The following is a 22569-nucleotide window of genomic DNA, read 5'->3' as shown; positions in this document are numbered from 1 at the left end:
TTGGTTTGTTCCTCCTGATGCTCAGTATTCTGTTCAGTATTAAGTTCAGTTACATACAGTCTTTTGAGTTCTGATAAAGCAATCATTCCTGGGTCTGAAGTCTCGATTAAATGCTCTTTAGGTATGCCTTGTTTGAGCATTTGTTCTTTAATCAAGTGATGGGCAGGCTTGATAGCAAAACCTCCACCGCACAACACAACGGGATGTCTACGAGCGCTTGTACCGAGTGATTCAAGGGCAAAAGTGAGGGGACTATCCTTAATCCAGTTTTTGATAGCTGTCTCTAGTGCTTGCCCAATATCACGTCCATCAGGGGCAATGGCTGACACTTTTCCGTCTTGGATTGTTGCGGTTTCTAGTACTTCTCGCAGTTGACTGGGCTTAATTACCCTGGATGAATCAGTATTGGCCACTGCTTTAGCGAATTCCTTGATTAACTGCGATACCCCACCACCGCCGTTGGGTTCGTGAGCTATGCGTTTGGGATAAAGCCCAAGGTTGCTGTACTCAGAAACACACGCTGTTCCATAGCCAACATCAAATGTAAATAATGTTGGGCGTTCGAGCTTGTTACCTCGCCCATGCAGTGCAGCACCGTAGCCTTCTGGGTAGTTAAGAGCGCCTTTAGAGAAGGAAAGCCGATATTTCACCCCGTCTACTTGCATCCACTTGCATTGGTTAATTGCTTTTTTGAGGGTTAGGGGATTGGCAAGGCTGAGAGTTACTAAGCGGATGGTCAATGCTCGGTTTTTCTCGTTGGCTCCAGTGGAATACTGATAAAGATTGGGCAAGGATGCAATCGCCCCTAGTGCAAGGATTGGGAAATAGCGTACTTTGTTGTCATCATCATCTGACATTGCCACCCATTCACTACCTTGGAGTTTGGCACTACGACCAACCACCCAATGCTCAATTCTGTCTTTGAGTTTTCCTTCTACCTCTACTTTTTCTCGACTCATGCTAAAGGCTCCCATCTCCCCAAAGGGTGGTGATTCTACCTCACACACGATTGAGTCAAGCACGATACTTGAATAGGCAACCCCGTTAATAATGGGCATTGCCTTAATACGAGAGCGTCCGCAGTCCATGACAATGATGATTTCTTGTTTAGGAATGGTTACACGCGGCTTTCTGGACTTGGATAGTTTCTCCGTATCCTCAGTAGTCTCTGCATTTGTAGTATTTTCTGAAACTTCAACTGTCACATCACTTTCTTGTGCTTCAACGACTTCAGGAGTAGTTTGTATTGCTGTTTCGTTCTTTTGACGTGGCATTGACTTTTCTCCTAATTAAAATTTCTCGGAACTGTCACACATCTCGTATCTACGTACAGCGTCGTATTTATTACTATGTCTCCTTTACCTGTCCAAGAACTTATGAAGGCTGATTTACTATGCTCCGGGTGACTGCTGACTGGTTAATTTTTCAAAAATACTCTTTGTTTTCGTACCCGGACGTTTTTACCCGGAGATATCCGGAAGGCTTGCAGAATCGACCCGGAAGCGCCCGGAAGTCTACCCGGATAATTGAACGTACCCGGAAACTACCCGGAAGGTGTTTTAAGACGTTTTGACGAGTAGTTTGTACTGATGACATTTTTAGAAACCTACTGAGAATTGGGTGAAGAGCTTGCTGTGCCAGTTTCGGAAGAATTTAGATTTGACATAATCTGCAACAGCAGATAATTAACCACCTCCCCAGCGTCGCTAATGCCCAACTCTTGAGCTTTTGCATTGACAAACGGTTGCAAAGGCTGTCTAATGCTGACTCGCATTTGTTTACTCCTTACGCAGATATGTTGATGAGTGAGCGGAATGACTACCGCTCTATCGAGTTATCAAAGTTTTGAAAATTATTGTTGTGCAAGGCTTTTCGGATAATTGCGATCACTGCGTCGTTGTTACGCGCTTTGACCGCTTTTGTCTTTTCTGTCTTACAAGAACTATATTAATACAAGACAGCTTTTAATTACAAGACATATTTAATTAAATATAACTGGGTATAGTAACATTGCTTTATAAGATGGTTTAATAGGAGTCTATTATTACCAGACAAGTTTATATGCCAGTTAGAAACACTATAAGGAGGTTTATTGACGAAAAGCTCAAAATTACGCGCTATGAGTTCAGCGAACGCACAGGGTTAAGCAAAACAACCGTTTATAACTTATATGACAATCCTGAGCAAATACCTAATAGATTAGCGCTTAATAAAATCTGTGACTGCTATAAAATCCAGCCCTGTGAGTTGTTGGAATGGAGTGAAAAATAAATATTAAGAAAGCCAAGGGGGAGAAATGACCAACGTCACCGCTCCAGAGACACCAGAAAGCCAACTTGACCGCCCAATTGCAAATTTTAATATTTGTAAAAAACTATTAATTTTAAGTCTTTAATTAATTTTTGATGTCTCCAATGACTACCGTAAAAGACCCACCGAGCGATTTTCAACTCCCGCCGCACAACGAACCGGCGTTAGAGATGATTAGGGAGGCGAAAGACTATGAATCCGCTCTTGCTCTAGCAGCTGGTGGTGCGGCGTTAGCTACATGCGGCATAGTTCCTCCGTTAGCCTGGGTTGCTTTTGCATTGGCTTACAAGCCGTTGGTACGAGTTGAAAAACTTGCGCGGTTGGAAAAATTAACAGCCCTGCTTTTGGATGAGTTTAAAAGCGAGGGAATACAAATCTTTCCGGTAGTTCCGGTAGGAGACAACAACCCTATCGACTTGTTTATTAGATTTCCACGAACAACTCACCTGTTTATCTCCATCCGGTCAAAAGGAGATAGAGAAATTGTCTACAACGAAGCTAGAGAGGTTTTACAAGTCAAGCGCAAAGACAAGAATGGACTAAAACTATGGAAACCCTGCCCACTTGTTGAGTTGGCTGATTACGAGAAGTGGCTCAACAAGAACAGAGATAAGTTTTTGATGTCTTCCCGTGAGGCTCAGAAGACTCCCACAGCAAAAGTTTTGGTCTTATGGCCTCCTACCAAGGCGGCTCCAAATCACAATGAACATCTTTATGGTGAGGTGGGAAGTATGAAATTTCTGGCTCTCAGGAGAAAAGGTACTGCATTTGTTATTCAACAGGAGGAAGTAACCGAGTTTGTTAGGGCTTGGTTAGCCAAGTACAAATAGGCTAAAACTTGAAAACCCCGTGTCCCGTTGGGATACCGAGGTTTTCAAAAGTTATTCAATTTGGAGTTGGGGTATCGGGTTTTTTTGCGATTGCCTGATTAATATCCCTAACAGTAATTTTATCTTAACTTTTGGAGTATTAAGCCATTGTAACAGTGGCCACCCAGAAACAAACAACAACTCAGGAATTTTATGTAAATGTTTGTTCTTATATTTCTGAACGTTTGTATTAGATGATTACTGCACAGGATAGCTCCAATTCCTCCAAAACACTTACTGGAGGATGGGCAAAATGCCACAATTACAACAAGTTAATAACTCGCTTCAGCAGCAAAAACCCTCGTATATAGAAGCCAAACACTGGAATGAATGGTTAGCCAGTGGCGTTGAGCCAGCATTAATAGCTTTAAATATTCGTTCTCTGGGTGGGTCAGTAGTCTACGAGTATTTATTATATGCTCTACCCCAAACAGCCAGGCGTAACGACTTAAGGCTACGAGACGAGTATTTAAAACGTTATGCCCACATTACTCTCGGTGGATGGTGGGTTAGTGGACTAGACCCAATTAACAATTGGCAGCCGATGGAATGGGGACGTTTGAAGCCTGACCAACCACGATTAGAGTGGGACACAAAAACTCACAAGCATACCGACAAGCCAGTCAAGTACGAATCGCCACCCCAAACCCCCAACCGTGTTACTTATCTGAGAGTACCATTGCACATCTGGCTGTTGGTTGCTCAACGTTATAACGTGCCGATGCCAGAAAATATCGTTATTAGTGAATCCGGGGAAGCTTTAGGATTTTGGGCTTGGGTATTGGCACATCCAAAAATTCCGCTCATTCTGGCGGAAGGGGAAAAGAAAGCTGCATGTTTACTATCACTTGGTTTTGCAGCTTTAGCTTTACCTGGAATTTGGAACGGGCGAATCGGTGAGGGGGATAGTGAACGGCTGCACCCTGATTTAGTACCAATGGCACAACAGGAGCGAAAATTCATCATCCTGTTTGACTACGAAACTAAGCCTAAAACCAAACGCCAGGTTTTTCAAGCTACACGGCGTACAGGATGGGCGATTCAAAGACAAAATTGTCAGTGTGAAGTGGCACAACTGCCAGGGCCAGAGAAAGGGATTGACGATTGGGCTGTTGCTTTGGGTAAAAAAGCTCCTAATGCTGTCGCGGCAATGATTGCTGATACACTTACTTTGAGTGAGTATCAACAGTCATTTTTCATCAATCGTGCCAGGGGAATTCGCAAGCACAAGCCTAATGTTACGGTAAACAGCCGTTTTTTATCAAAGGCGATTAACTCCCTACCCCAAGAGGGGCTGGTTTGTTTACTTTCAGACATGGGGACGGGCAAAACCGAGTTGCTCTCTTCTTTGAGAAAAAACCAACCAGAGTTAAGTTTTTTAAACAACGGTCATCGGGTCAACCTGCTCAAAAACCTGAGTGAGCGACTAATAACCGAGATTTACTCAAGCTTGCGATGTGAGGACTGGGCAAAAGCTAATGCTCTGAGTATTACAGTTGATTCGTTGTATAAAATGGCAAGCAATTTGCAAAAATATGATTGCCTTTTCATCGATGAGGCTTGTCAATATTTGGCTCACTTGCTAAAGTCAAAAACTTGTAAGGAACACCGGGGGGCAATTTTAGAGGTTTTAGAGTATTTAGTTTATAACGCCAAATTGGTGGTATTGGCGGATGCCCACTTGGATGATTTGACGATTGACTTTTTTATGGCAATGCGTCCAGTTGGTGAAAAACCATACATTATCAAAAACGAGTATCGCTCAGGTGGTCGCCAAATTTATTGGTATGAGGGTCAAGATAGTAGCGCTTTGGTGGCAGAGTTTCACGCTCAACTGATGACAGGTAAAAACCTGATGTTTGTTAGCGATAGCAAGCGCTTTATCAAAAAGTTGGAGAAAGGCTTGAATGAAGCAAGGGGAGCAGGGGAGCACTTGTGCAGGGGAGCAGGGGAGAAATTTATACAAGATTCCCCTCTGCCCAAGAGCCCCTCTGCTCTCCTGCTCGATGACGATGACACACCAGAACCAGAAGAAGACCGCCAGATAAAAGTATGGTCTGTTCACTCGGAAAATAGCGGTAGTGAAGAGAATGTTATTTTTATCAAGGAAATCAATATTGCCATTAAAGATATTAATGCGCTTTTGGCGACTCCTAGTCTGGGTACAGGGGTAGACATTTCAACACCTCATTTTGATGCAGTGTTTGGTGTATTTCACGCTGTCTCCCAGGGGGCTACAGAATGCGCCCAACAGCTTTGGCGAAATCGTCCAGATGTGCCAATGCACGTTTGGGTTGCTCCTCGTCCTCCTTTTGGTTATACCGAAACCAATGCACGGCGGATCAAGGAGAAAATTCTCCAAAAAAATGAAATGACTGCGTTTTTAATTCGCATCGACAAAGAGACTGGCAAACGCGGGGCTGAAAAGGACTGGGCATTGGATGCTAGTTGTCAGATTGAGGCTCAACGAAATTGGTCTATTAATAATTTGCGCTCAGATTTGCGTACGCTTTTGGAAGAAATGGGCAATACCATTATTCCTGTAGGGGATGGTGTGAATGAAGAGGCTTCTCGGTGGATGAAGGCTATTGGGGTTGCCCTAGACTGGGAGCATTACACCAAAGTTGCCAATGCCAAGGATATTGATAAAAAAACTTACACAGCAAGACTAAGCCAAGACTATCTCAAGCCCGAAGAAGCTTTGGAGTGTGAAAAGTTCCGCATACAGGACACCTACGGGATGAGTGTTACCCCTGAGCTAGTCGAAAAAGATAATGGGGGGAGGCTGATTCGTAAGATTGTGGCATTGGAGGCAATACTTGCACAACCGGGGGAAAAAATTATTGATGAAGCGGGGCGAGAGTTTGTTACGCCCCCAGATGTGGTGGTAGAGCGAGATAAATCTGAGCGAAAAAGCCTGTCGATTTGCACTGATTGGAGTAACCATTCTACGTCATGGTTGATGCGTCATCATTTGGGACTGCACTCAATTTTGACTCAGTTGATGGCTGGGGCAGAGGTAAGAGGAAACGAATCGATGATTCAAACCTTGGCAGAATTCTCCAAACGCAATGCAACTCACGTGAAAGCAATCCTTAATCTTACCATACCTGCCGATAAGTCACCGATGTGGATTTTGGGTCAGTATTTAGAGCAGCTGGGGCTGTCTACTGTGTTTCGGCGACCTGTGGAGAATGGCAAACGGGTTAGGTATTATCGCCTAAATCCATTGGATGTGGCGTTTGTCCAGCAGGTGTTGTCATATCGGCAACAGCAACGGGAACAGAGGGAAAAGCAAAAACTTGAGGAACAAGAGCGAAACGCTGCTTATGCAGCCTTAATGCAGGCTCTGTATGGGATTGAACCAGAAGAGGCAAGGGTGCAGGGTGCAGGGTGCATGGGAGAAGAAGCTCCGGGACTCTCTGCGGGGTGCATGGGAGAAATTTTATCCCCCTGCTCTCTTCTCCCTTTCCCCATGCCTGATTCCCCCTGCTCCCTGCTCCCCGCTCCCCTGCCTTCTCCCTCCGCGTCCACACCCCCCCCTAATATAGGTGGAGAGATTTATCGGGGGGGTATGGACGGACAAACTCAACAAGTAGAAATACTCAATGAGCATTGGTGGCATCGGGTGAAAAACTATGCTCAATTGCTGGTTGAGCGACTTGAATATGGGGTTGAGATGGTTAAAGAATTACTCAGTACACTTTCCATTGATGAGCGTTGGGGAGTGATCTTTGAATTTGAGTCGGCTAACCCGGATAAGTTTACTCAACTCATCTCTTCTGCACCTAATTGGGAAGAATGGATGTCCTAAATTACTTTCTAACTACTATTTAACTGTCGTAGTTTTATGGCACGGCTGATCTTGACATGGGCAATGCAAGGGTTGCTGTCACAAAGTGTCAACTATTTTTTCAATTGCTTGATTATGCTTCAACGGCTTTACACTAAAAATAATTACGAAAATAGAAGAACATGATTCAAGATATAGATCAGGGTAAAGACGATGATATGTATTCGCAGCTTATAGCGATAAGCCAGAATGCTCTAGAAAATGCATATTACGAAACTGCTTACCATGCTCTATGTGCTGCTATGCACTTAGCCTATGCTGAAAGCGACGAACATCGCTTACAAACTGTGGCACAAGTGGCGAAAACACAAATTGATTGGATTGATGCCCACGATCCAAAACATCGCATGTCAAGTCAGACTTCGGTAAAACGCAACGGTATAAACTTGTACAAATCGCTCATGACACAGGTTCATGCAGATTTGCTGCTCGTACAACGGCAAAACCAACGAGAACAACACTCTGTGCATTTGTCGTGGCCCGGTGATACTCTCAATAGCCCCTCTACAGAAGAAGAATGAGTTAACACTTCCAACCCGTCAAAATGTTCTCGTTTTCAATGGTGTAGGAACATTTTCTTAGGCTGAAGTTGGAAAAACGTGGTTTCAAACCATATTCTACATAAGAAAAAAGGTAAAGTTCCAATTCCAATAGAAAAGTCGGAACTTGGTAGAACAGCTTGGCACAAAGTGACAGCAACTCTTGCATTGCCCCAACTATTTGCGCTTTGGAGTGCTGGCAGTGACACCCTTCTCATAATGCAAAGTGTAGACACCATTAGCACGTAACACCCGAAACCACATTACCTGGGCTACTCCAGTAGAAAGTGCTTTAGAAACATTCATTTTTGCTGTCTGAAACTGTTTTTCTGGTAAATCGCCGTAGGTGTCGCGTGTAATTGCATCAATATGCATGTTCAAATCGGGTCGTCGGCGCATCAAAATAAGAATAGCATTCTGTACTGAATATTCTTGAAATTCTGGTAACAGTGGCACAGAGGTAGGCTTTCTTTTAAAACTAATTTTGGGGATGTCAGAAATATCTACTTCAGTTGCACAAGCATCACTAAATTCATATTCTTTAATTGTCGATAGGCTATTAGTAATTGGTGAAGTTGTTTGAGTGATTGCCTGATTAGTTGGAACTGTGTTCTCTTCAATAAGAGTGTCCTGTTGAGTATATTCAGTTGCTATCTGGAGGCTTAAGAGCAAATGCTCCAATTCAAATAAAAATTCTAGTGTAAGAGAATTGAAGATTTTTTAATTGAAAATTTAATTAATTTTGAATTTTGAATTGGAGCGAAGCGACGGTGATGCAAAAGTGTAAACTAGCGGGAACGCCTGTCACAGTTGTGAGTTAATTTATTTTTTGCGGTTAGGGTCAGTACCGAGATACCTTTCAACCCTTTCTAACTTGGTATTTGTCCAACCAGTACGCGATCAAATAGGTATTGAGCCTGTTGCCTCCTGAGAGCCGCGATTAACCTTATTGCTATGCGAGATTCTTATTTTCGGCTCTCAGGAGGCAACAGGCTGCGCGGGGGTTCCAGGGGGGATGCGCTTATCCCCCCTGGCAACCAGAATGCTCACTCCAAATCGAGTTGTACAGTGACTAATTATTGTCACCGAAGAGGCAAGGGTGCAGAGGGAGCAGGGGTAGCTCTTGAAGCAGAGGAAGAAAAAAGTTATTGTTCAATAACTCTCTTTGTTCGTCAGCAACAAAGCCGTCCAAAGCGAAGAGCATTCTGAGGAAGCTTCCCCTGCTCCTCTGCTTCTTTGGTCATCGACTAAGCCCCCGCGAACGGTTTTTCAAAGACCTTTCTTTCTCCTGTTGCAGTGAGTTCAATCTGGACTGAATTTTGGGAATGAGTTGCTGAAAGTGTTGTACTTCTTCAGTCGTCAGTTGGGAGCGCTCAACGGGTTCCCAGTGTGATTTCTGCGAGTTATAGGATGTCCTCATGAGTTGTACCCCATCGCTGTTTCTCACTAGAACCAATTGATTTTCATCCCAGTAAGCTGTGTGTTGGTTTCCTGAAAATCGATTTGAGTCCACAGCTTTTAAAAGACTAGCGAGGATAGGGGCTACAGTTTGGGTGTGTTCAAATTGAATTTGTTCTTCTTCAGAGTCTGCGTTAGTGTGGTTATTTGAGAGTGATTGCTGGTGACTCTGAATCTGCTTAATTGGGTTTGAAAGCAGCTGCAACATAAGCGCGTCATCACGTTGTGGTTGATAGTCAATACTTTTGTGTTTTTGGAGTCCAGGAAAGGTGTAAGCCGCACCCAAATGTGTGCCACTAAAATGTTGTTCATCCAGAGCATAAGAAATGCCTTTTGATTTGCCATTGCGTGTTAGTCCGTGTCGAACTTCTACCCCATGCTGTTGCAGTCGTTCAATGAATTGGGGCATAGTTGGTTTGTCAGCTGTAGCGTGGTCAATGAGTTCTTGGAGTCGTTGTTTGATGGTGCGCTGTGGTGGGTTTTCTCGTTCGCCACGTTCATACTCTGATTGCTCTCTTTTGATGCGCCGAACTTGTCCGGTGGTGGGTGTCCTTGCTAGTTTCTCTCTGCTACCAGCTACTTGCACTAGTCCGTACTCTTTTTCAAGTTCTCGGAGTACTTTTTCAGAGCGTACATAATCCCAACTATCATGCACCACTTTTCCGGTATCTAATCTAATTCTGCTGGCGACTATGTGAATGTGGTCATCATCAGTGTTAGCGTGTCTGAAAATGGTATATTGATTGCAGTCAAAGCCCATCCTCTCCATGTATTTATCAGCTATTTCACACCATTGGTAATCATCGAGTTGATCATCCTTTGCAGCTGAGAGTGAAACGTGATAAACTGCTCGTTCGACTTCTGGATTAAGTTGGCGTGAGACTTTGAATTCTCTAGACAATTCAAGAGCATTTCTGCCGCTCATATTGCCGCCAATTAATCGTGATTCTTGGCTGGATTGTAGATAGTCCAACAAGCCTCGAAAGCCTCTACCCTTAATCTGTTTCCCAATCATCCTCAAAATCCTCTGATTCTAGGTCGTCATCCTCATCATCAATATCGACTTGGGCGAGTTGTCGTCTGCATTCATGTAGCAGCTCTAGAAGTTCTTCTAGTAGCTCTTGTTTAGCTGGTGGCGGATATCCCATTTTGATGGCGGTGTTAGATACTCTTGCAAGTTGGTTGAGGTTGTTGCCGATTCTTCCTAATTCTTGGTAAGTGGCGAGTGAGATTTTACTGATTCTTTTGGGAAGTGGTTTGGTGAAAGTTAAGCGACGTATTAAATCGGCTCCACTCATACCTGCGTCTTTAGCTTTCATGCGTAACCAGTCAAGTTCTAAGTCGCTTAATTTGACTGTATAAGAATGTGTTCTAAAGTTGGCTTTAAATTTAATACGTTTAGGCATAAGTTTTAGGGAATGGGAGAGACGCGGGGACACTCTAACACGGTGACGCGGAGAGATTGGTTGAGTATGTCCCTATTTTTTCATAGCTGAGTGTCAAAGTTTTCGATAATTGATGACACTAACGATGTAGCCCAGTGGGGGATTCTTAAGGGGGTGTCCCCCTTAAGCCAGCCCTGCCGTCCTCGCTTCGCGAGGATTGCCGGAGGCAAAAAGGCATGGCTGGCTCCTAACCCAATTTTGGGCAAGTTTTGGGATGAGGGTTGCCCAGTGGGCGAGAGAAGACGAGCGAGTGAGAAATAGGGGCAAGATAGGGGGAAATTGAACAAATGTAAATATATTTTGCATTATTAGGAGAAAATAGTACATATTTTCTTTAGTGGTATATATTTCTAACAGAGTTACGGAGGAAATATTAGAATTAACTCGTAATTTGTCAATACTACTAGAATGCACCAAGAACAAGATACTGAAAGGATAAGCAAAGACAAGATTCCAGAGGCGATAAAGGCGTTGAGGGAATTGAAGTCTAAAGAGTTGCCTGATGTTCCTGCTAAGGAAGCAATTCGTCAGATGCGACGCTACATAGAGGGTGCTTTAAAGAAGAATTATACCTACGATGAAATATCAGAGCTATTGGCTGGGCTAGATATTCACATTAGTGGCAGTCGGCTGAAATATTTATTGGGCGAGGTGAGAAAGAGTACTCGCACTCGCAAGAAAAAGAAAGTTGACGCCTATTCAGAGACTGATGTTGAGCAACCAGAAGAGACTACTGTTAATCAGGGAGAGTCAACCACTATTGACCGGGGAGCTACCGAATCTCAAGAACTAACTGGGGGCGAATCTGAAAAGAAAGGAAGGAGAAAGTCTCAGTCAGGACAATCAGCTAAATCACAGCCAAAAGCGCAAACACAGTCCTCCTCAGAATCGAAGTTACAGGGTGAATCGCATACCTTCAAACCTAAACTCTATAACCCAGATGATTTATGACTAAAAGTAAAACTGCTGTTGAGAAGAATACCGCTCCATCAGCAGTAAACAAAAGGATTGTGATGTGTACGGGGGACAAAGGGGGGACAGGCAAGAGCATAGTAGCCAGAATTTTGCTCGATATCTACCGAAATCGCAATATCAACTGCATTGCTTACGAGTGCGACGCTTCTAATCCTCAGTTGTGGAGGCATTACAACAATATTCCGCCTGGGGTAAAAACCCTGAAATTGAATCATCGGGGTGGTGCGGATGCGCTGCAAGATGATTTAAAACTGCTGACTCCTCAAGTTTCATTGGTTGATTTGCCTGCGGGTGCAGCAGAGTATTTTGAGGATTTAGCAAACGACATCTATTTATTTCAAAATGCCGAGCGTTTAGGCTACCGAATCACGATGGTGAGTGTGCTGGGTAGGGTCAAGGATTCGGTGGTGCAATTAAAGAGGCTGTTAGAGTTTTGTGGCAGTCGGGTGGACTATGTGGTAGTTAGGAATCTCTACTGGGGTGCAGAGAATAAGTTTACTCGCTACAACAATTCTAAGGCGCGGCAGGCTGCATTGGATTTGGGTGCAATAGAGTTAAATCTGCCGGAGTTGTTTGACGATATTTTTGATTTTATAGATAGTAACGATTTAAGTTTTCGAGAAGCCTTATCACATGAGGCGCTGACTTTGAGCAATCAATCAAGATTGTTTGGGTGGGTGGATAGTTGCGAGAGTGAGTTTAAGAGAGCAGCAGTGCAATTGGGATTTGAGTAAGTATGGCTTCCTTTGAGGCTTAATAACTGCTCTTGAAATTAAGTGTAATCTCTGGTTTTTGGTGTTGAGGTTGTGATGGCTAATAATGATTTTGCTCAACCATCTCATTTGGATAGATTACTTTCAGATAAACCACCAGAATTTCAAGCAAAAGTGTTGCGCTTTGCAGTAGATTCTGGAATGCGCCCAGAAGACCCAGCATTTCGATTAGTGCAGTACATCGGGTATCTGGCGCAACTGACGGAGACAGCACCACATGAGTGGAAACAATTATTTAAAAAATTACAAGGTGAACTGTCAGAATGGACAGAACTAACAGCACAGCAATTAAAAGATGCAGGAGACCAAAGTGAAAAAATCAACAACTTGGCTCAGTCTTGCAATAGGCTGTCTACAGCGTTGAACGCATTAGATTTAACCTCGCAACAACAGCTGATTCAACTGCAAACATTGACTGAAGTATCACCTTCATATAAAAGCTTCGTATCAGAGATACCAACTTTAAAAAAACTGTTGGTGAGTTTAAATCAAGCGCTCTCCCAGAATCAGACATTGAAAGTGGAGTTAAACCAAGCTCAAATGTCGGAATTGAAAAGGGAGATTTTGGCAGTGTCTGGGAGTAGAGAATTGAACCAGATAAGGGGAGAGATAGAGGATTTAGCACGTAATCAAAGATGGTTGATGCAAAAAATAGAACAGTTGGTCAATAAGGAAGATTCAACAGTCAGCTTGGAGTCGAAGATTGCTTCATTTTGGTCGAGGTTATTAAACAGTGTTTCAATTAGTATTTGTAGTTTATTTTTGAGTTCAAGATTTGTAGTCACGATGGTGTGTTTTCTAGTTGGGTGTGTGTTGATATTAATGATCAACAAAGTGGGTTTCCAATTAGCATCAAGAGAATTGCCCAACTTTACCCAACAGCAGATTGAGCGTATTCATAAGCAGGTGGAGTATACGAATGTAAAATTACAACGAATTGAGAAAAAATTGGGTACAGATCCAAGGCAGAAAAATAGAAATTAGTGCAAGGAGTAGAAGGAGTGACTGAAGATGACAACAGAGTTGATGAAGCTCTGAACGCAAGTAAGAATTTGGCTCGTACTAGCCTTGAACGGATTAGGTTTAACACTGCGGCAACAGCAGAAGCAATTGAAAACATTAATAGAAATCTGGACGCAATTGAGCAGCGTAGGCTTCGTTCGACTCAAAAAGAAAACGAATTTGTTACTGAAGAAGTCGTTGCTTCTGAACTTGTCTGTGAGGAAGTTGTCTCTGAAGAATTTATTACTGAAGAACTCTCTAATACCTCCTTTCAAGTGCAATTTGAACGTACCCAAACTGTAGCGCCTATTGTTGCTGGAATTTTAAGAGTAGTTGAGAAAAATCGTTTTGAAGGTGATAAGCACACAGTTTATTGGGATGAATTAGACCAATTAGTTTTGGTGAGAAATAGTGATGGGGCGCAATTGATGAAGGCCTCTTATAACTCAGAGAATTCACAATGGGAACCTGTTGAACCCTCACTTCTTACGAGTGAAGAAGTACAGCACTTCCAGCAACTCATCCCAAAAATTCAGCCTGGATTGCAACACTTGAAAGAGGAAAAAGAAAGGGTTCAAAATCGAAATCATGGGCTGAGTCTATAGAGTGCATCTCGATTAATTAGATGGTACACACAACAGAGGTATTGCAAGATGAACGACGATGATTACAACACCAAGCAACAACGCACCAAAAAGGACAGTGACGCTGAACTAGAAGAAGACTCACCACAAGTACATTTACTCAACCAACAACACATCAACTTACAACCAGAAAACAGCACCTCAGAACCTAGCCAGGACACCAACATCCAACAAGGCGATAACAAAATCTATTTAGGTAAAGAATTTGGCTATTTGCCGACTGATTATTACAACAAAGATGCATCTCCCAGTTTTGGGGAATGGGCAAAAAATATTACCCCAAGTGGTCTTTATTTAGCAGCCGACATGGGTATTAGCTGGAATTATCTTGCTGAAAAACACTCTGAGCAAAAAGCAACCACACAACCATCCCCAGAAATAACACAATCTCCACAAATTGCAGAACAACCGCAGCAGACAACTAACCAGCAGCAGGATTGGGAAAACCTATCGTTACAGGAACGATTAGAAGCCATCCGCTCTCAATACGGCATTTCTCAATCAAACTCAAACGAAAAACAACAACAGCATTTTAGAGACAGAAGCCGATAAAAAGGAGTGGCTGAACATGGAAGCGATCGCTGGCGGTAACATAGTCTCGCTGCTAATTTTTGTTTTTGGTGTCGGACTGGGAATTTTTGCTTATTGGATAGCGAAAATAGCTGGGCCACTGTTCCCCCTACTATTATTTACAGCTGACTGGTCAAACAACCGACAACAACCATTTCCCTTGAAGGTGGCTCTAGCAACAGTCGGTTTTTTAATGCTCGTCGCATTATTTAGCGGTGTAGGCTGGTTGGGACTGTGGCGGCTGAATCTTCTAATAACAATTGTCTTTCTTATCTTTCCCAAAGGACTTACATCTCAAATCCTGCGGGGAACTAAAATCGTCACGCCCCAACAATTGCAACGCCAACTGAGCTTAAGAGAAGTAAAATTACTCAAACAATCAGGTAAACAGCCCCTTGTGGTGCGCCACACAAACTTTGCGTGGTGGCGAGCAGAGGGGCAGAGGGGCAGAGGTGCGGAGGGGAAAGAATTTGTAGAAACCTCTCCTCTGCTCCCCGGCTCCCCTGCTCCTCTGCCGACCCCCACCCAGCAATTTCGGGTTAGTCGAGTACTTGAGCCAAAATTATCAATTGGTGGTGTTGTTCTGCCTAACTATCTGGAAAATCTCTCATTCGGATTCTTTGGCGCTCCCGGTTCAGGCAAATCCCAATCAATATTACAAATCCTCGATACCCTGCGTCAGCGCTCAGATTGGCGGGTAATGGTACTAGACCGTAACGGCGAACTGATTGAAAAACTTTATCGCTCTGGTGATATTATCTTTAATCCCAGAGATGCCCGTAGTGTAGGGTGGAGCCATAGAGCAGAAAAAGGAGTTTCACCGAGTACCATAGCTGCTGCGCTCATACCTGATGACCCAAAAGAACGATTTTTCAGCGATGCAGCTAAAAACTTTATTGCCGATATCTTTGAACGCACCTACTCCAATGCTGAAGTGTGGCAGGTGTTGACTGATTTCTCTCTTGAGCAACTGAAAGATTTTCTATCGGGTACAATCTCCCGCCGCTATTTTGAGGGCGAAAGCGGCAACACAGCAGGCAGTGTTATTGCCACAGCGATTAACCAACTGCGGTTTTATCAAACTCTTGCTAAATCAAATGAGAGCGAATTTAGCTTTTACAAATGGGGTAAAGAAGATAGCCCACATTGGATCTTTCTGCCGTTGTTTGAAGAGGATGCCGAAACCTTCAAACCTCTGATTTCTACTTGTTTTGAGTTAATGCTGCGGGGATTGTTGAGTAATGAGAATCGGCGTTACAAAACAGCACTGGTAATTGACGAACTGGGGGCATTAAGCCAATTAAAATCTCTACCCCGAATGCTTTCAGAAAGCCGCAAATTCAAAGGCAGCGGCTTCATAGGTACTCAAACCACTGCCCAAATTGAGCAGACTTATGGAGAACTCGGAAGCAGAATAATTCTTCAGGGTATTGCTACAAAGCTGATTTTAAATGTGCGGGATAGTACAACAGCCAAACAATTCTCAGACATGATAGGAGCGCAAGAACGGATTGATGTTACTTTCTCGGACTCGCAAAACTCAGATTTGGGCGGTAGCCAAACTCAGTCACAAACCATTCGTGAAACTGCTGCCGTCCTCCCGGCAGAAATACAAAACCTACCACCCTTAGAGGGTTATTTGTGCATTGCTGACGGCTCATCACCCGCACGAGTAAAAATTACGCCCAAGGGTTACGCAAGTCAAACAGAACGGTTTATACCAGTTAGTGACACGTATGTAAAAGGGAATGGGGAACAGGCAACAGGCAACAGTGAATAACTTAATGAAAACCCCACGCTTGGGAATTGTTCAGTAAGCAACTCACGGGCAGGTCGTTCCTCCCTGTTCCCTATTCCCTGTTCCCCGTTCCCCTCTTATTAAAAATGTATTTAATTCAGTCTTGGATTCGTAAATTTGTGCTTGGCGCTTGTATCGGTGGGTTGGTCACAGGCTGGGTGATTGAAGCTCCCCAGAAACGCAAGGCTTCGGAAGAACAATTAATACAAACTTTTAAAACAACACGCAACCCAAGGGAGCGCAAACTAGTTGAGTATAGGTTACTGGAGATAGCACACCTCAAACGGTACAATCAACTTGATGATCCGGAGGCAGAAGCAATTTACAAACTGGTTTTAGAAAGAGAACCACTATCGGCTGAGGCTCACACGTTAATGGCAGAGTATAAATTAAGGTTGTGGAACCAAAAGCGTAACCCCACAGACAAGCAAGAAGGACTGAAATATTTGCGAAAAGCCCAGGAGCTTTACCGCCCACGTGTTCCGATTTTGGCTCAACAACTGTCTAAGCTTGAACAGAAAATCAATTCGGGCGCTCCTGCATATGATTGGTATTTCCCTGACGTGCTTCCTTGATCAAAATCTAGAAAAACGTGGGATCAATAATTGTAGCTGTTAATTCCACGAAATAGTGATTTCCTGGTGATTAAACGGCTTATTTTAAATTATTGATTCAGAAATGTTTTTGAATATGATTCTAAAAATAATTTTGCAATTTCGTCAGGGTTGAGCAAGCTTGTCTCACGTTTTTTATAGTCCACAGTTGCAATTGCTAAGTTCTCACGATTAACCGGAGGCTTTTTCTCACCTAAGCGAACTAAATATCTAGAAGCTCCATACATATAAATCGTAAAGATTAATCCTAAATTTGGGATGTAGGCTAACATCATCCAGTGTTTATCAATATCTTTCCTACAATTTAAAAGCTCAAATAAATTATTTTTTTGATCCATTTGAACATATTTTAAAGCTGATTCCAAATTGCTATAATTTTCGCCGTTTATAAAGGCTTTTATTTCATCAAAAGCAGAATCTCTAATAAACTCTTCTCCATACAATTTAATGGCATAATTTACTCCTATTTTAGCTAAGGCACGAAACACCGCAACTAAATTCACTTGCATTTGAATATGTATTGCACTTAATCCAATTTCAACGTCTTGACCTTTATTTTTGTCATAAATAGAGTTTACAACTGTACAGATAAACCTTACTGCCTCTTCTATGTCATGCGCCTTAACAATCAATTTCTGGTCATCATCTAGAAAAATTCGGGGGGTATAGCGTTTTCTATCCGAATCAACTGGAAGAAGTTGTAGCCAAACACAATTTCCTTGCGGGGGTTTAGGCTGGAGTGCTTGCTCCACTTGATATTTTATAGTTCCAGAGTCATATTTTAACTTGGTTATTTGAAAAGCTTTTTCCTGGGAAACAGACTTTTTATCTATCAAATAGAAATCTTCATCTATTAACCGTTTAACTCTCCCCATTAATTCTGAAAATTCCTGCTCTGTAGATTTAATAGATTGAATTTCAGAAAATTTTGAATCAATAATTTGTGCTTCAATAAGCTGAGAGCGTATGTATGGTTTAAAACCTAAACTTACTCCTGTCTCATACGCCAAATCATTATCTTCAGAGAAACGATACACTCCCTTTGCATAGAGGGGGTTAAGATGCTTTTGAGATTTTTTACGTCGCCCTTGAGGCCCGTACCCTGATCTAGCAAGAGACTCAAGTGAGTGCCTGGCAAGCTGCTGCTCTAACGCAGAAAATTTGTTGTTGCAGGCATCACAAACAACATTTTGCAAAGTCCACCCTTGTCCGCCACCACCAAGGGAATAAGGAAAGATATGCTCTACTTGATTGAAAGATCCAAGTGAACCACAATAGATACAGTTAGCCATGCTCTTCACTTTAGTTTTTTTAAGCTGCAAATTTCTCATTCAAATCTTTGACACAAGCGAGAGAAGCTAGTAAGCAGTGTCAAGTGTTGATACAAGAATTAAAAAGACAAAATCAATAAGAGTATAATTACCCAAAACAATACCAATTTTTTAAAACTACTTTATCAAATAACTTATATATGAGGTATGGAGCCGAGATATGACCAAAAACCTGCAAGATGACCTGAAAAGACTTGATTTTCCGTTGTTAATTCTGGCTTTTTTGACTTAAATGTAGCAATTTTTCAAAACCCCACAGATAAGCTTTTCCAGATCATCTTGCAGAAAATTACAAGGATCTCGGCTTCATACCATATCAACGATTTGGTCGATACTGTCGGCTTACTCAGTAAGGTAAGTTTTGGGTTAGTATAAAAGCACTTAATAATTTGTTATTAAATAGCCTTACGCTTGCTCTAATATTCTAAACTAAGTTATAAAGTATATCAGTGGTAATACTAGGTTCTATGTCGTTAACAAACCTGGGGTTATTGGTATTGGTAGCCGGACTTTTTGTCGGGTTAATACAATCGCTAATTGCAGAGTCCCGGCTTAGAAAAAAATTACGTAGGTATGATGCATTAGACGATAAAGAGGCGTATCAACGACAGTTAGAGTCAAGTATTCATCTACTTGAAAACCAGCAGGAATCTCTGAATAGAGAAATCATAAATCTTCAGCAGCAATTTAATGAACTTGATGCAAAAGTCTATCTTCAATCTATAGATTATTATGAGCCGAAGTACGAATTTATTAGTTCTGATGAATATTTACTTCGGCTTAAAGATATCAAGTTACAACAAGACAAGATGCAAAAAAATAATCAAGCCTATATCTGTGATACTCAATGGACTGTTGGGGATAGCAAAAGAAAAGGCGATAAAATGATAAATGATATTCTCAAATTGGTAGAAATCTCTTTTGAAGAAAGATGTAAGTATGCAATGAAGGAGGTTAAATATAATAATGTTGATTCTTTAAAAAACAAAATAAACAAGGCTTTTGAAAAATACAATAAATATTTAAAAACTCTACAATGCAGAATTGCAGAAGAATATTTACAACTTAAGCTTATTGAGTTAGATTTACAGTACGAATTGGAAGATAAGAAACAGCAAGAGCAAGAAAGAGATAGAGAAATTAGAAAGCAAAATAAAGAACGTGAAGCAATTGATAAGGCAAGACTAAGAGCAGAAGAGGCAGAAGAAAGAGAAAGACTTCACCAAGAAGAAATTGATAAAATTCGACAAGAAATAGTACAAGCTAAAGACGAAGAGCGAAAACAACTGGAGATGAAAATTCAGGAGTTAGAACGACTAGTTGCAGAAGATAGAAGTGACAGAGAAAATGCTCTATCTGAATCTAGAAGACTGAAATCAGGATACATTTATATAATTTCTAATATAGGTTCTCTTGGACGAGATATATATCGAATTTGTATGACATCTCGTAGTCAAGAAGACGTATACATTAGGGAAATGAACCCCGCAGTTCCATTTCAATTTGACGTTCACTTTAAAATTTTCTCAGAAGATGCTTTGGATACATTACAAAAGTTACATCAACGTTTTGATGATAAAAGAGTGAATGTAGTTAATTTAAGAAGAGAGTTTTTTCAAGTTTCAATAGATGAAATTGAGACAGCAGTTAAAGAAATCCAGAAAAAAAGTGGTGTATTTTTAAGAATAGATGAGTTTGAAAAATCTCCTAAAGCATATGAATATCGACAAACTCTAGCTGCACATAAAAAGCATCGGCTATCAAACACAAATGAGGAATATTCAGAGGTAAATGAAATTGCTTAGTTTAATTAATTAAATATTACAGTGAGCGAACAATTCTAAAACCAACATTGTTCAAGGTTTCGCTTGCATAATTAAACTGGCGAAAACTAGAACGACACAAAAATGCTTCGCTACTCCATGAACCACCACGCATCACACGAGTATTATTATCATTAGTGTCTAGCCAAGTATCTCCATTTGTGGGTGCTTTATCATAATTTTGATGCCAATTATCTAAGCACCATTCCCAAACTAACCCGTGCATATCGAACAATCCAAAGGAGTTCGCAAACTGAAAAAAGCCTACTTCTGTAGTTTTTTCACGATAAATGCCTTTAGGTTCTGAATGATAGGGGTAACGACTATCGTAATTAGCTACATTGAAGTTAATAGTTTCCCCAAAGTGAAAAGGGGTTGTAGTTCCAGCACGACAAGCATATTCCCACTCTGCTTCGCTAGGAAGGCGGTACTTGTGACCTGTTTTTTGAGATAGGCGCTCGCAAAACTCAACAGCATCAAACCAAGAAACTTGGGTAACAGGGTGACTGTTGCCTCCTTGACGGGATGGGCGAAGCTTGAGCTTTTGACGAACTTCTGGCAAAGAAGCAATTTGTTTCCACTGTGTTTGCGTAATAGTGTATTTGCTAATAAAGAATGGTTTCACTGTGACTAAATGCTGAGGTCTTTCGTTTGAATATCGCCTTCCTTTTCCTTCTGCTTCCGGTGAACCCATCCAAAATTCTCCTCCTGGAATATAAACCATTTCCAATACAATCCCATTCCCAAGTTCTTCAGTTAAGCAGCAGGCTTGTCCTTGATGAGATTCTATTTCTTGGCCTTGGGCATTTATCGTAACCACAGTAAATTCAAAAGCTTGAGTTCCGGGAAATGATGGGACAACCAGTTTTGTATTTTGTTGTTCTTTCAAGCCTACCGCACTTCGGTTAGGAGTAGGAACAATACCAACAGTTTGATTATTCTTTGGCTCATTAAATTCGCTATTCCATTGTCGAGGTTCTAAAGCCTCAATTTGTACAATGAAACCATTTAATTTCTCCCTAGTCTCCCAGCCGATAAATTCACTATCTACGAGCGCACGAAGGAATTTTAATAATTGAGCTTGTCCTTCAGAGAATACAAGTTCAATTAATTCAGTAAAAAATACATAATTACTTTTTTCGAGCGTATTTATTCTTGCACCCAAATAATCAAACCCCGTGATACTCAAAAGCGCTCTACGCTCCCCAACGGTTTGAGTGGATGGCATTTTTACTAACAGTTGTATCAATTGGGGCTTGATTTCCATAGTCATTCTACTCTAGATACTTGTAGAAAATCGTCTAGATGCTTGTAGAAGATCTCCAACACTATATATTTTTTACTGCCTTAAGCAAGTCTATAAGTTCTAAGGGCAAGTCAGCCAAAATGTTTTCTACTAGTATGCCCTCGTTTCTAAAGTAGCGCCGTTGAGTTGTTGGTTCTGAAATATTACCTCCTGCATGATGCAAGGCAACAACCTCCCAAGCATCATTAAACACTGGAGAACCAGATGAGCCTTGTAAGGTAGAGGTAACATACTGCACTACATTATCACCCATATATTGAACAAAATTATTCTGAAGAGAAATTTGCTTTGGTTGACCCAGTGGGTGTTGAATAATATTAACTCGATTACCATTACTAATTCTTTTGGACAGCAATGGCAACCAACCCCATTTTTTTCCAGGTTCTCCTTCAATTTCAACTAAAGTGTAATCAAGAGCTTGACTGGTATGAAAAACTCCATTACCTTTAGGCTGATACTCATCAGTTATTTGAGCTTCCCCTTGGAAATTCTCCTCATAATTAAAACGAAAAATCGTACCTGAAAGTAAATCTGAACTTGGTAAAACGTGGTTGTTAGTTAATAATAAATTCTGAGCCACCAGAAACCCTGTACCTGACCAACATCCTTGGCTAGTTCGCACTCCGATATAGGCAACTGAACGTGCAACTTGAAGCCCCTGCTGTAAAAATGAAATTGGGCGTAGGGTATTTTCTCCAATTATTTTCTCGAATATGTCTGCTACAGTTTCTCTTCCTCGCCAATCATTTATTGCTGGTAATGCTGCGATTGGAGTCATCATGTCATATTTTGTTAGCAGCGTGTCTAAAAATTGTTGCTGCTGCACTCCCACAAAGCCTTTCAAAGTATTTAAGAACAGCCCTAATGCTTCGTGGTCATAAGTTAAACGCCCGTAATTAGATAAATAGCTGACTATCTCACTAACTGCGACAAAGGGCGCACCAGAAAGGTCAATCATTGGTGACAACTGTTTTAAATCTGCTAGCTCCAAAATTTGCTGACGTGATCGCTCTGTAGTTAGTTCTGGTATATCTTTGAGAAGAGTTATCAATTGTTTGCGGTCTTCAGCTTCTAGGTTGACCATATCTAGAGTCTTTATTTGCAAAGCAATAGCTAATTAGACTGACGAAATTCTATTGCGTTAGAGTAAAATTATACAATAGTTTGACATCGTCGATTTAACGATAAAGCTCATTTGTTGCGGCGGTGGCCAACCCAGTTCTCGTATACGGGCGAACCTGTCATTGGGGATACTTCTT

Annotated in this window: 20 protein-coding genes; 12 read left to right on the top strand and 8 right to left on the bottom strand. The window is 41.7% G+C overall.

The features are described 5' to 3' along the window. Positions 1 to 1274: acetate and sugar kinases/Hsc70/actin family protein (locus B4U84_RS29575; RefSeq protein WP_131121592.1), on the bottom strand; the 1274-nt coding region annotated here is incomplete at its 3' end. Between the two features lie 332 nt (positions 1275 to 1606). Next, positions 1607 to 1774: a hypothetical protein gene (locus B4U84_RS31015; RefSeq protein ID WP_017307428.1), complete on the bottom strand. Its 168-nt coding sequence runs from the start codon at positions 1772 to 1774 to the stop codon at positions 1607 to 1609. Positions 1775 to 2061: 287 nt separating this feature from the next. On the opposite strand from B4U84_RS31015, the gene B4U84_RS29570 reads away from it, so the two are divergent. From B4U84_RS29570 to B4U84_RS29555, 4 genes are all read left to right on the top strand, one after another. Further along, entirely contained in the window at positions 2062 to 2271 is a 210-nt protein-coding gene (locus B4U84_RS29570; protein ID WP_071524682.1) for a helix-turn-helix domain-containing protein, read from the top strand. 134 nt (positions 2272 to 2405) lie between these two features. Further along, entirely contained in the window at positions 2406 to 3140 is a 735-nt protein-coding gene (locus B4U84_RS29565; protein ID WP_017307427.1) for a hypothetical protein, read from the top strand. Positions 3141 to 3432: 292 nt separating this feature from the next. Then, positions 3433 to 6993 carry a DUF3854 domain-containing protein gene (locus tag B4U84_RS29560; protein ID WP_131121591.1) on the top strand — a complete coding sequence of 1187 codons (3561 nt, stop codon included), beginning with the start codon at positions 3433 to 3435 and terminating at the stop codon, positions 6991 to 6993. A 161-nt stretch (positions 6994 to 7154) separates the two neighbouring features. After that, positions 7155 to 7553, top strand: a complete 399-nt coding sequence (locus B4U84_RS29555; protein ID WP_017307425.1) for a hypothetical protein — start codon at positions 7155 to 7157, stop codon at positions 7551 to 7553. A 195-nt stretch (positions 7554 to 7748) separates the two neighbouring features. Here the strand turns inward: B4U84_RS29555 and B4U84_RS29550 are convergent, their stop codons facing one another. From B4U84_RS29550 to B4U84_RS29540, 3 genes are all read right to left on the bottom strand, one after another. Next, complete coding sequence (locus tag B4U84_RS29550; protein ID WP_051040522.1) at positions 7749 to 8243, bottom strand: hypothetical protein; 495 nt, start codon at positions 8241 to 8243, stop codon at positions 7749 to 7751. A gap of 568 nt (positions 8244 to 8811) precedes the next feature. After that, positions 8812 to 10044: a relaxase/mobilization nuclease domain-containing protein gene (locus B4U84_RS29545; protein ID WP_131121590.1), complete on the bottom strand. Its 1233-nt coding sequence runs from the start codon at positions 10042 to 10044 to the stop codon at positions 8812 to 8814. Then, a complete protein-coding gene (locus tag B4U84_RS29540; protein ID WP_017307421.1) occupies positions 10025 to 10435 on the bottom strand; it encodes a plasmid mobilization protein in 411 nt (136 codons plus the stop codon). Before B4U84_RS29540 ends, B4U84_RS29545 begins: the two co-directional genes overlap by 20 nt. A gap of 447 nt (positions 10436 to 10882) precedes the next feature. Here B4U84_RS29540 and B4U84_RS29535 point away from each other — a divergent pair, with 447 nt between their 5' ends. From B4U84_RS29535 to B4U84_RS29505, 7 genes are all read left to right on the top strand, one after another. Then, on the top strand, positions 10883 to 11425 hold the full coding sequence (locus B4U84_RS29535; protein ID WP_131121589.1) for a hypothetical protein: 543 nt from the start codon (positions 10883 to 10885) through the stop codon (positions 11423 to 11425). Beyond that, complete coding sequence (locus B4U84_RS29530; protein WP_131121588.1) at positions 11422 to 12183, top strand: P-loop NTPase family protein; 762 nt, start codon at positions 11422 to 11424, stop codon at positions 12181 to 12183. The genes B4U84_RS29535 and B4U84_RS29530 overlap by 4 nt, the downstream gene beginning before the upstream one ends. Before the next feature lie 75 nt (positions 12184 to 12258). Further along, positions 12259 to 13206, top strand: coding sequence for a DUF6753 family protein (locus B4U84_RS29525; RefSeq protein WP_131121587.1), 948 nt, complete (start codon positions 12259 to 12261; stop codon positions 13204 to 13206). Next, the gene (locus B4U84_RS29520; RefSeq protein ID WP_131121586.1) at positions 13206 to 13829 is read left to right on the top strand and encodes a hypothetical protein; all 624 of its coding nucleotides are present in this window, start codon (positions 13206 to 13208) and stop codon (positions 13827 to 13829) included. The genes B4U84_RS29525 and B4U84_RS29520 overlap by 1 nt, the downstream gene beginning before the upstream one ends. A gap of 48 nt (positions 13830 to 13877) precedes the next feature. Then, the gene (locus tag B4U84_RS29515) at positions 13878 to 14420 is read left to right on the top strand and encodes a hypothetical protein (RefSeq protein WP_131121585.1); all 543 of its coding nucleotides are present in this window, start codon (positions 13878 to 13880) and stop codon (positions 14418 to 14420) included. A gap of 16 nt (positions 14421 to 14436) precedes the next feature. After that, the gene (locus B4U84_RS29510) at positions 14437 to 16218 is read left to right on the top strand and encodes a type IV secretion system DNA-binding domain-containing protein (RefSeq protein ID WP_242677768.1); all 1782 of its coding nucleotides are present in this window, start codon (positions 14437 to 14439) and stop codon (positions 16216 to 16218) included. 104 nt (positions 16219 to 16322) lie between these two features. Next, the gene (locus tag B4U84_RS29505) at positions 16323 to 16811 is read left to right on the top strand and encodes a hypothetical protein (protein ID WP_131121584.1); all 489 of its coding nucleotides are present in this window, start codon (positions 16323 to 16325) and stop codon (positions 16809 to 16811) included. An 89-nt stretch (positions 16812 to 16900) separates the two neighbouring features. On the opposite strand, the gene B4U84_RS29500 is transcribed toward B4U84_RS29505, so the two are convergent. Continuing rightward, positions 16901 to 18181: an HNH endonuclease gene (locus tag B4U84_RS29500; protein WP_131121583.1), complete on the bottom strand. Its 1281-nt coding sequence runs from the start codon at positions 18179 to 18181 to the stop codon at positions 16901 to 16903. Between the two features lie 497 nt (positions 18182 to 18678). Between B4U84_RS29500 and B4U84_RS29495 the strand changes: the two genes are divergently transcribed. Then, complete coding sequence (locus B4U84_RS29495; RefSeq protein WP_207391044.1) at positions 18679 to 19986, top strand: SNIPE associated domain-containing protein; 1308 nt, start codon at positions 18679 to 18681, stop codon at positions 19984 to 19986. A 16-nt stretch (positions 19987 to 20002) separates the two neighbouring features. Here B4U84_RS29495 and B4U84_RS31835 read toward each other — a convergent pair whose 3' ends face one another. After that, positions 20003 to 21232: a formylglycine-generating enzyme family protein gene (locus B4U84_RS31835; protein WP_131121594.1), complete on the bottom strand. Its 1230-nt coding sequence runs from the start codon at positions 21230 to 21232 to the stop codon at positions 20003 to 20005. A 100-nt stretch (positions 21233 to 21332) separates the two neighbouring features. Next, positions 21333 to 22394: a trypsin-like peptidase domain-containing protein gene (locus B4U84_RS29485; protein WP_131121581.1), complete on the bottom strand. Its 1062-nt coding sequence runs from the start codon at positions 22392 to 22394 to the stop codon at positions 21333 to 21335. Between the last annotated feature and the right edge of the window lie 175 nt (positions 22395 to 22569).

This window comes from Westiellopsis prolifica IICB1, from assembly GCF_004323185.1.
GTDB classification, from domain to species: Bacteria; Cyanobacteriota; Cyanobacteriia; order Cyanobacteriales; family Nostocaceae; genus Pelatocladus; species Pelatocladus prolificus_A.
This window is presented reverse-complemented; position numbering and strand designations above follow the sequence as displayed.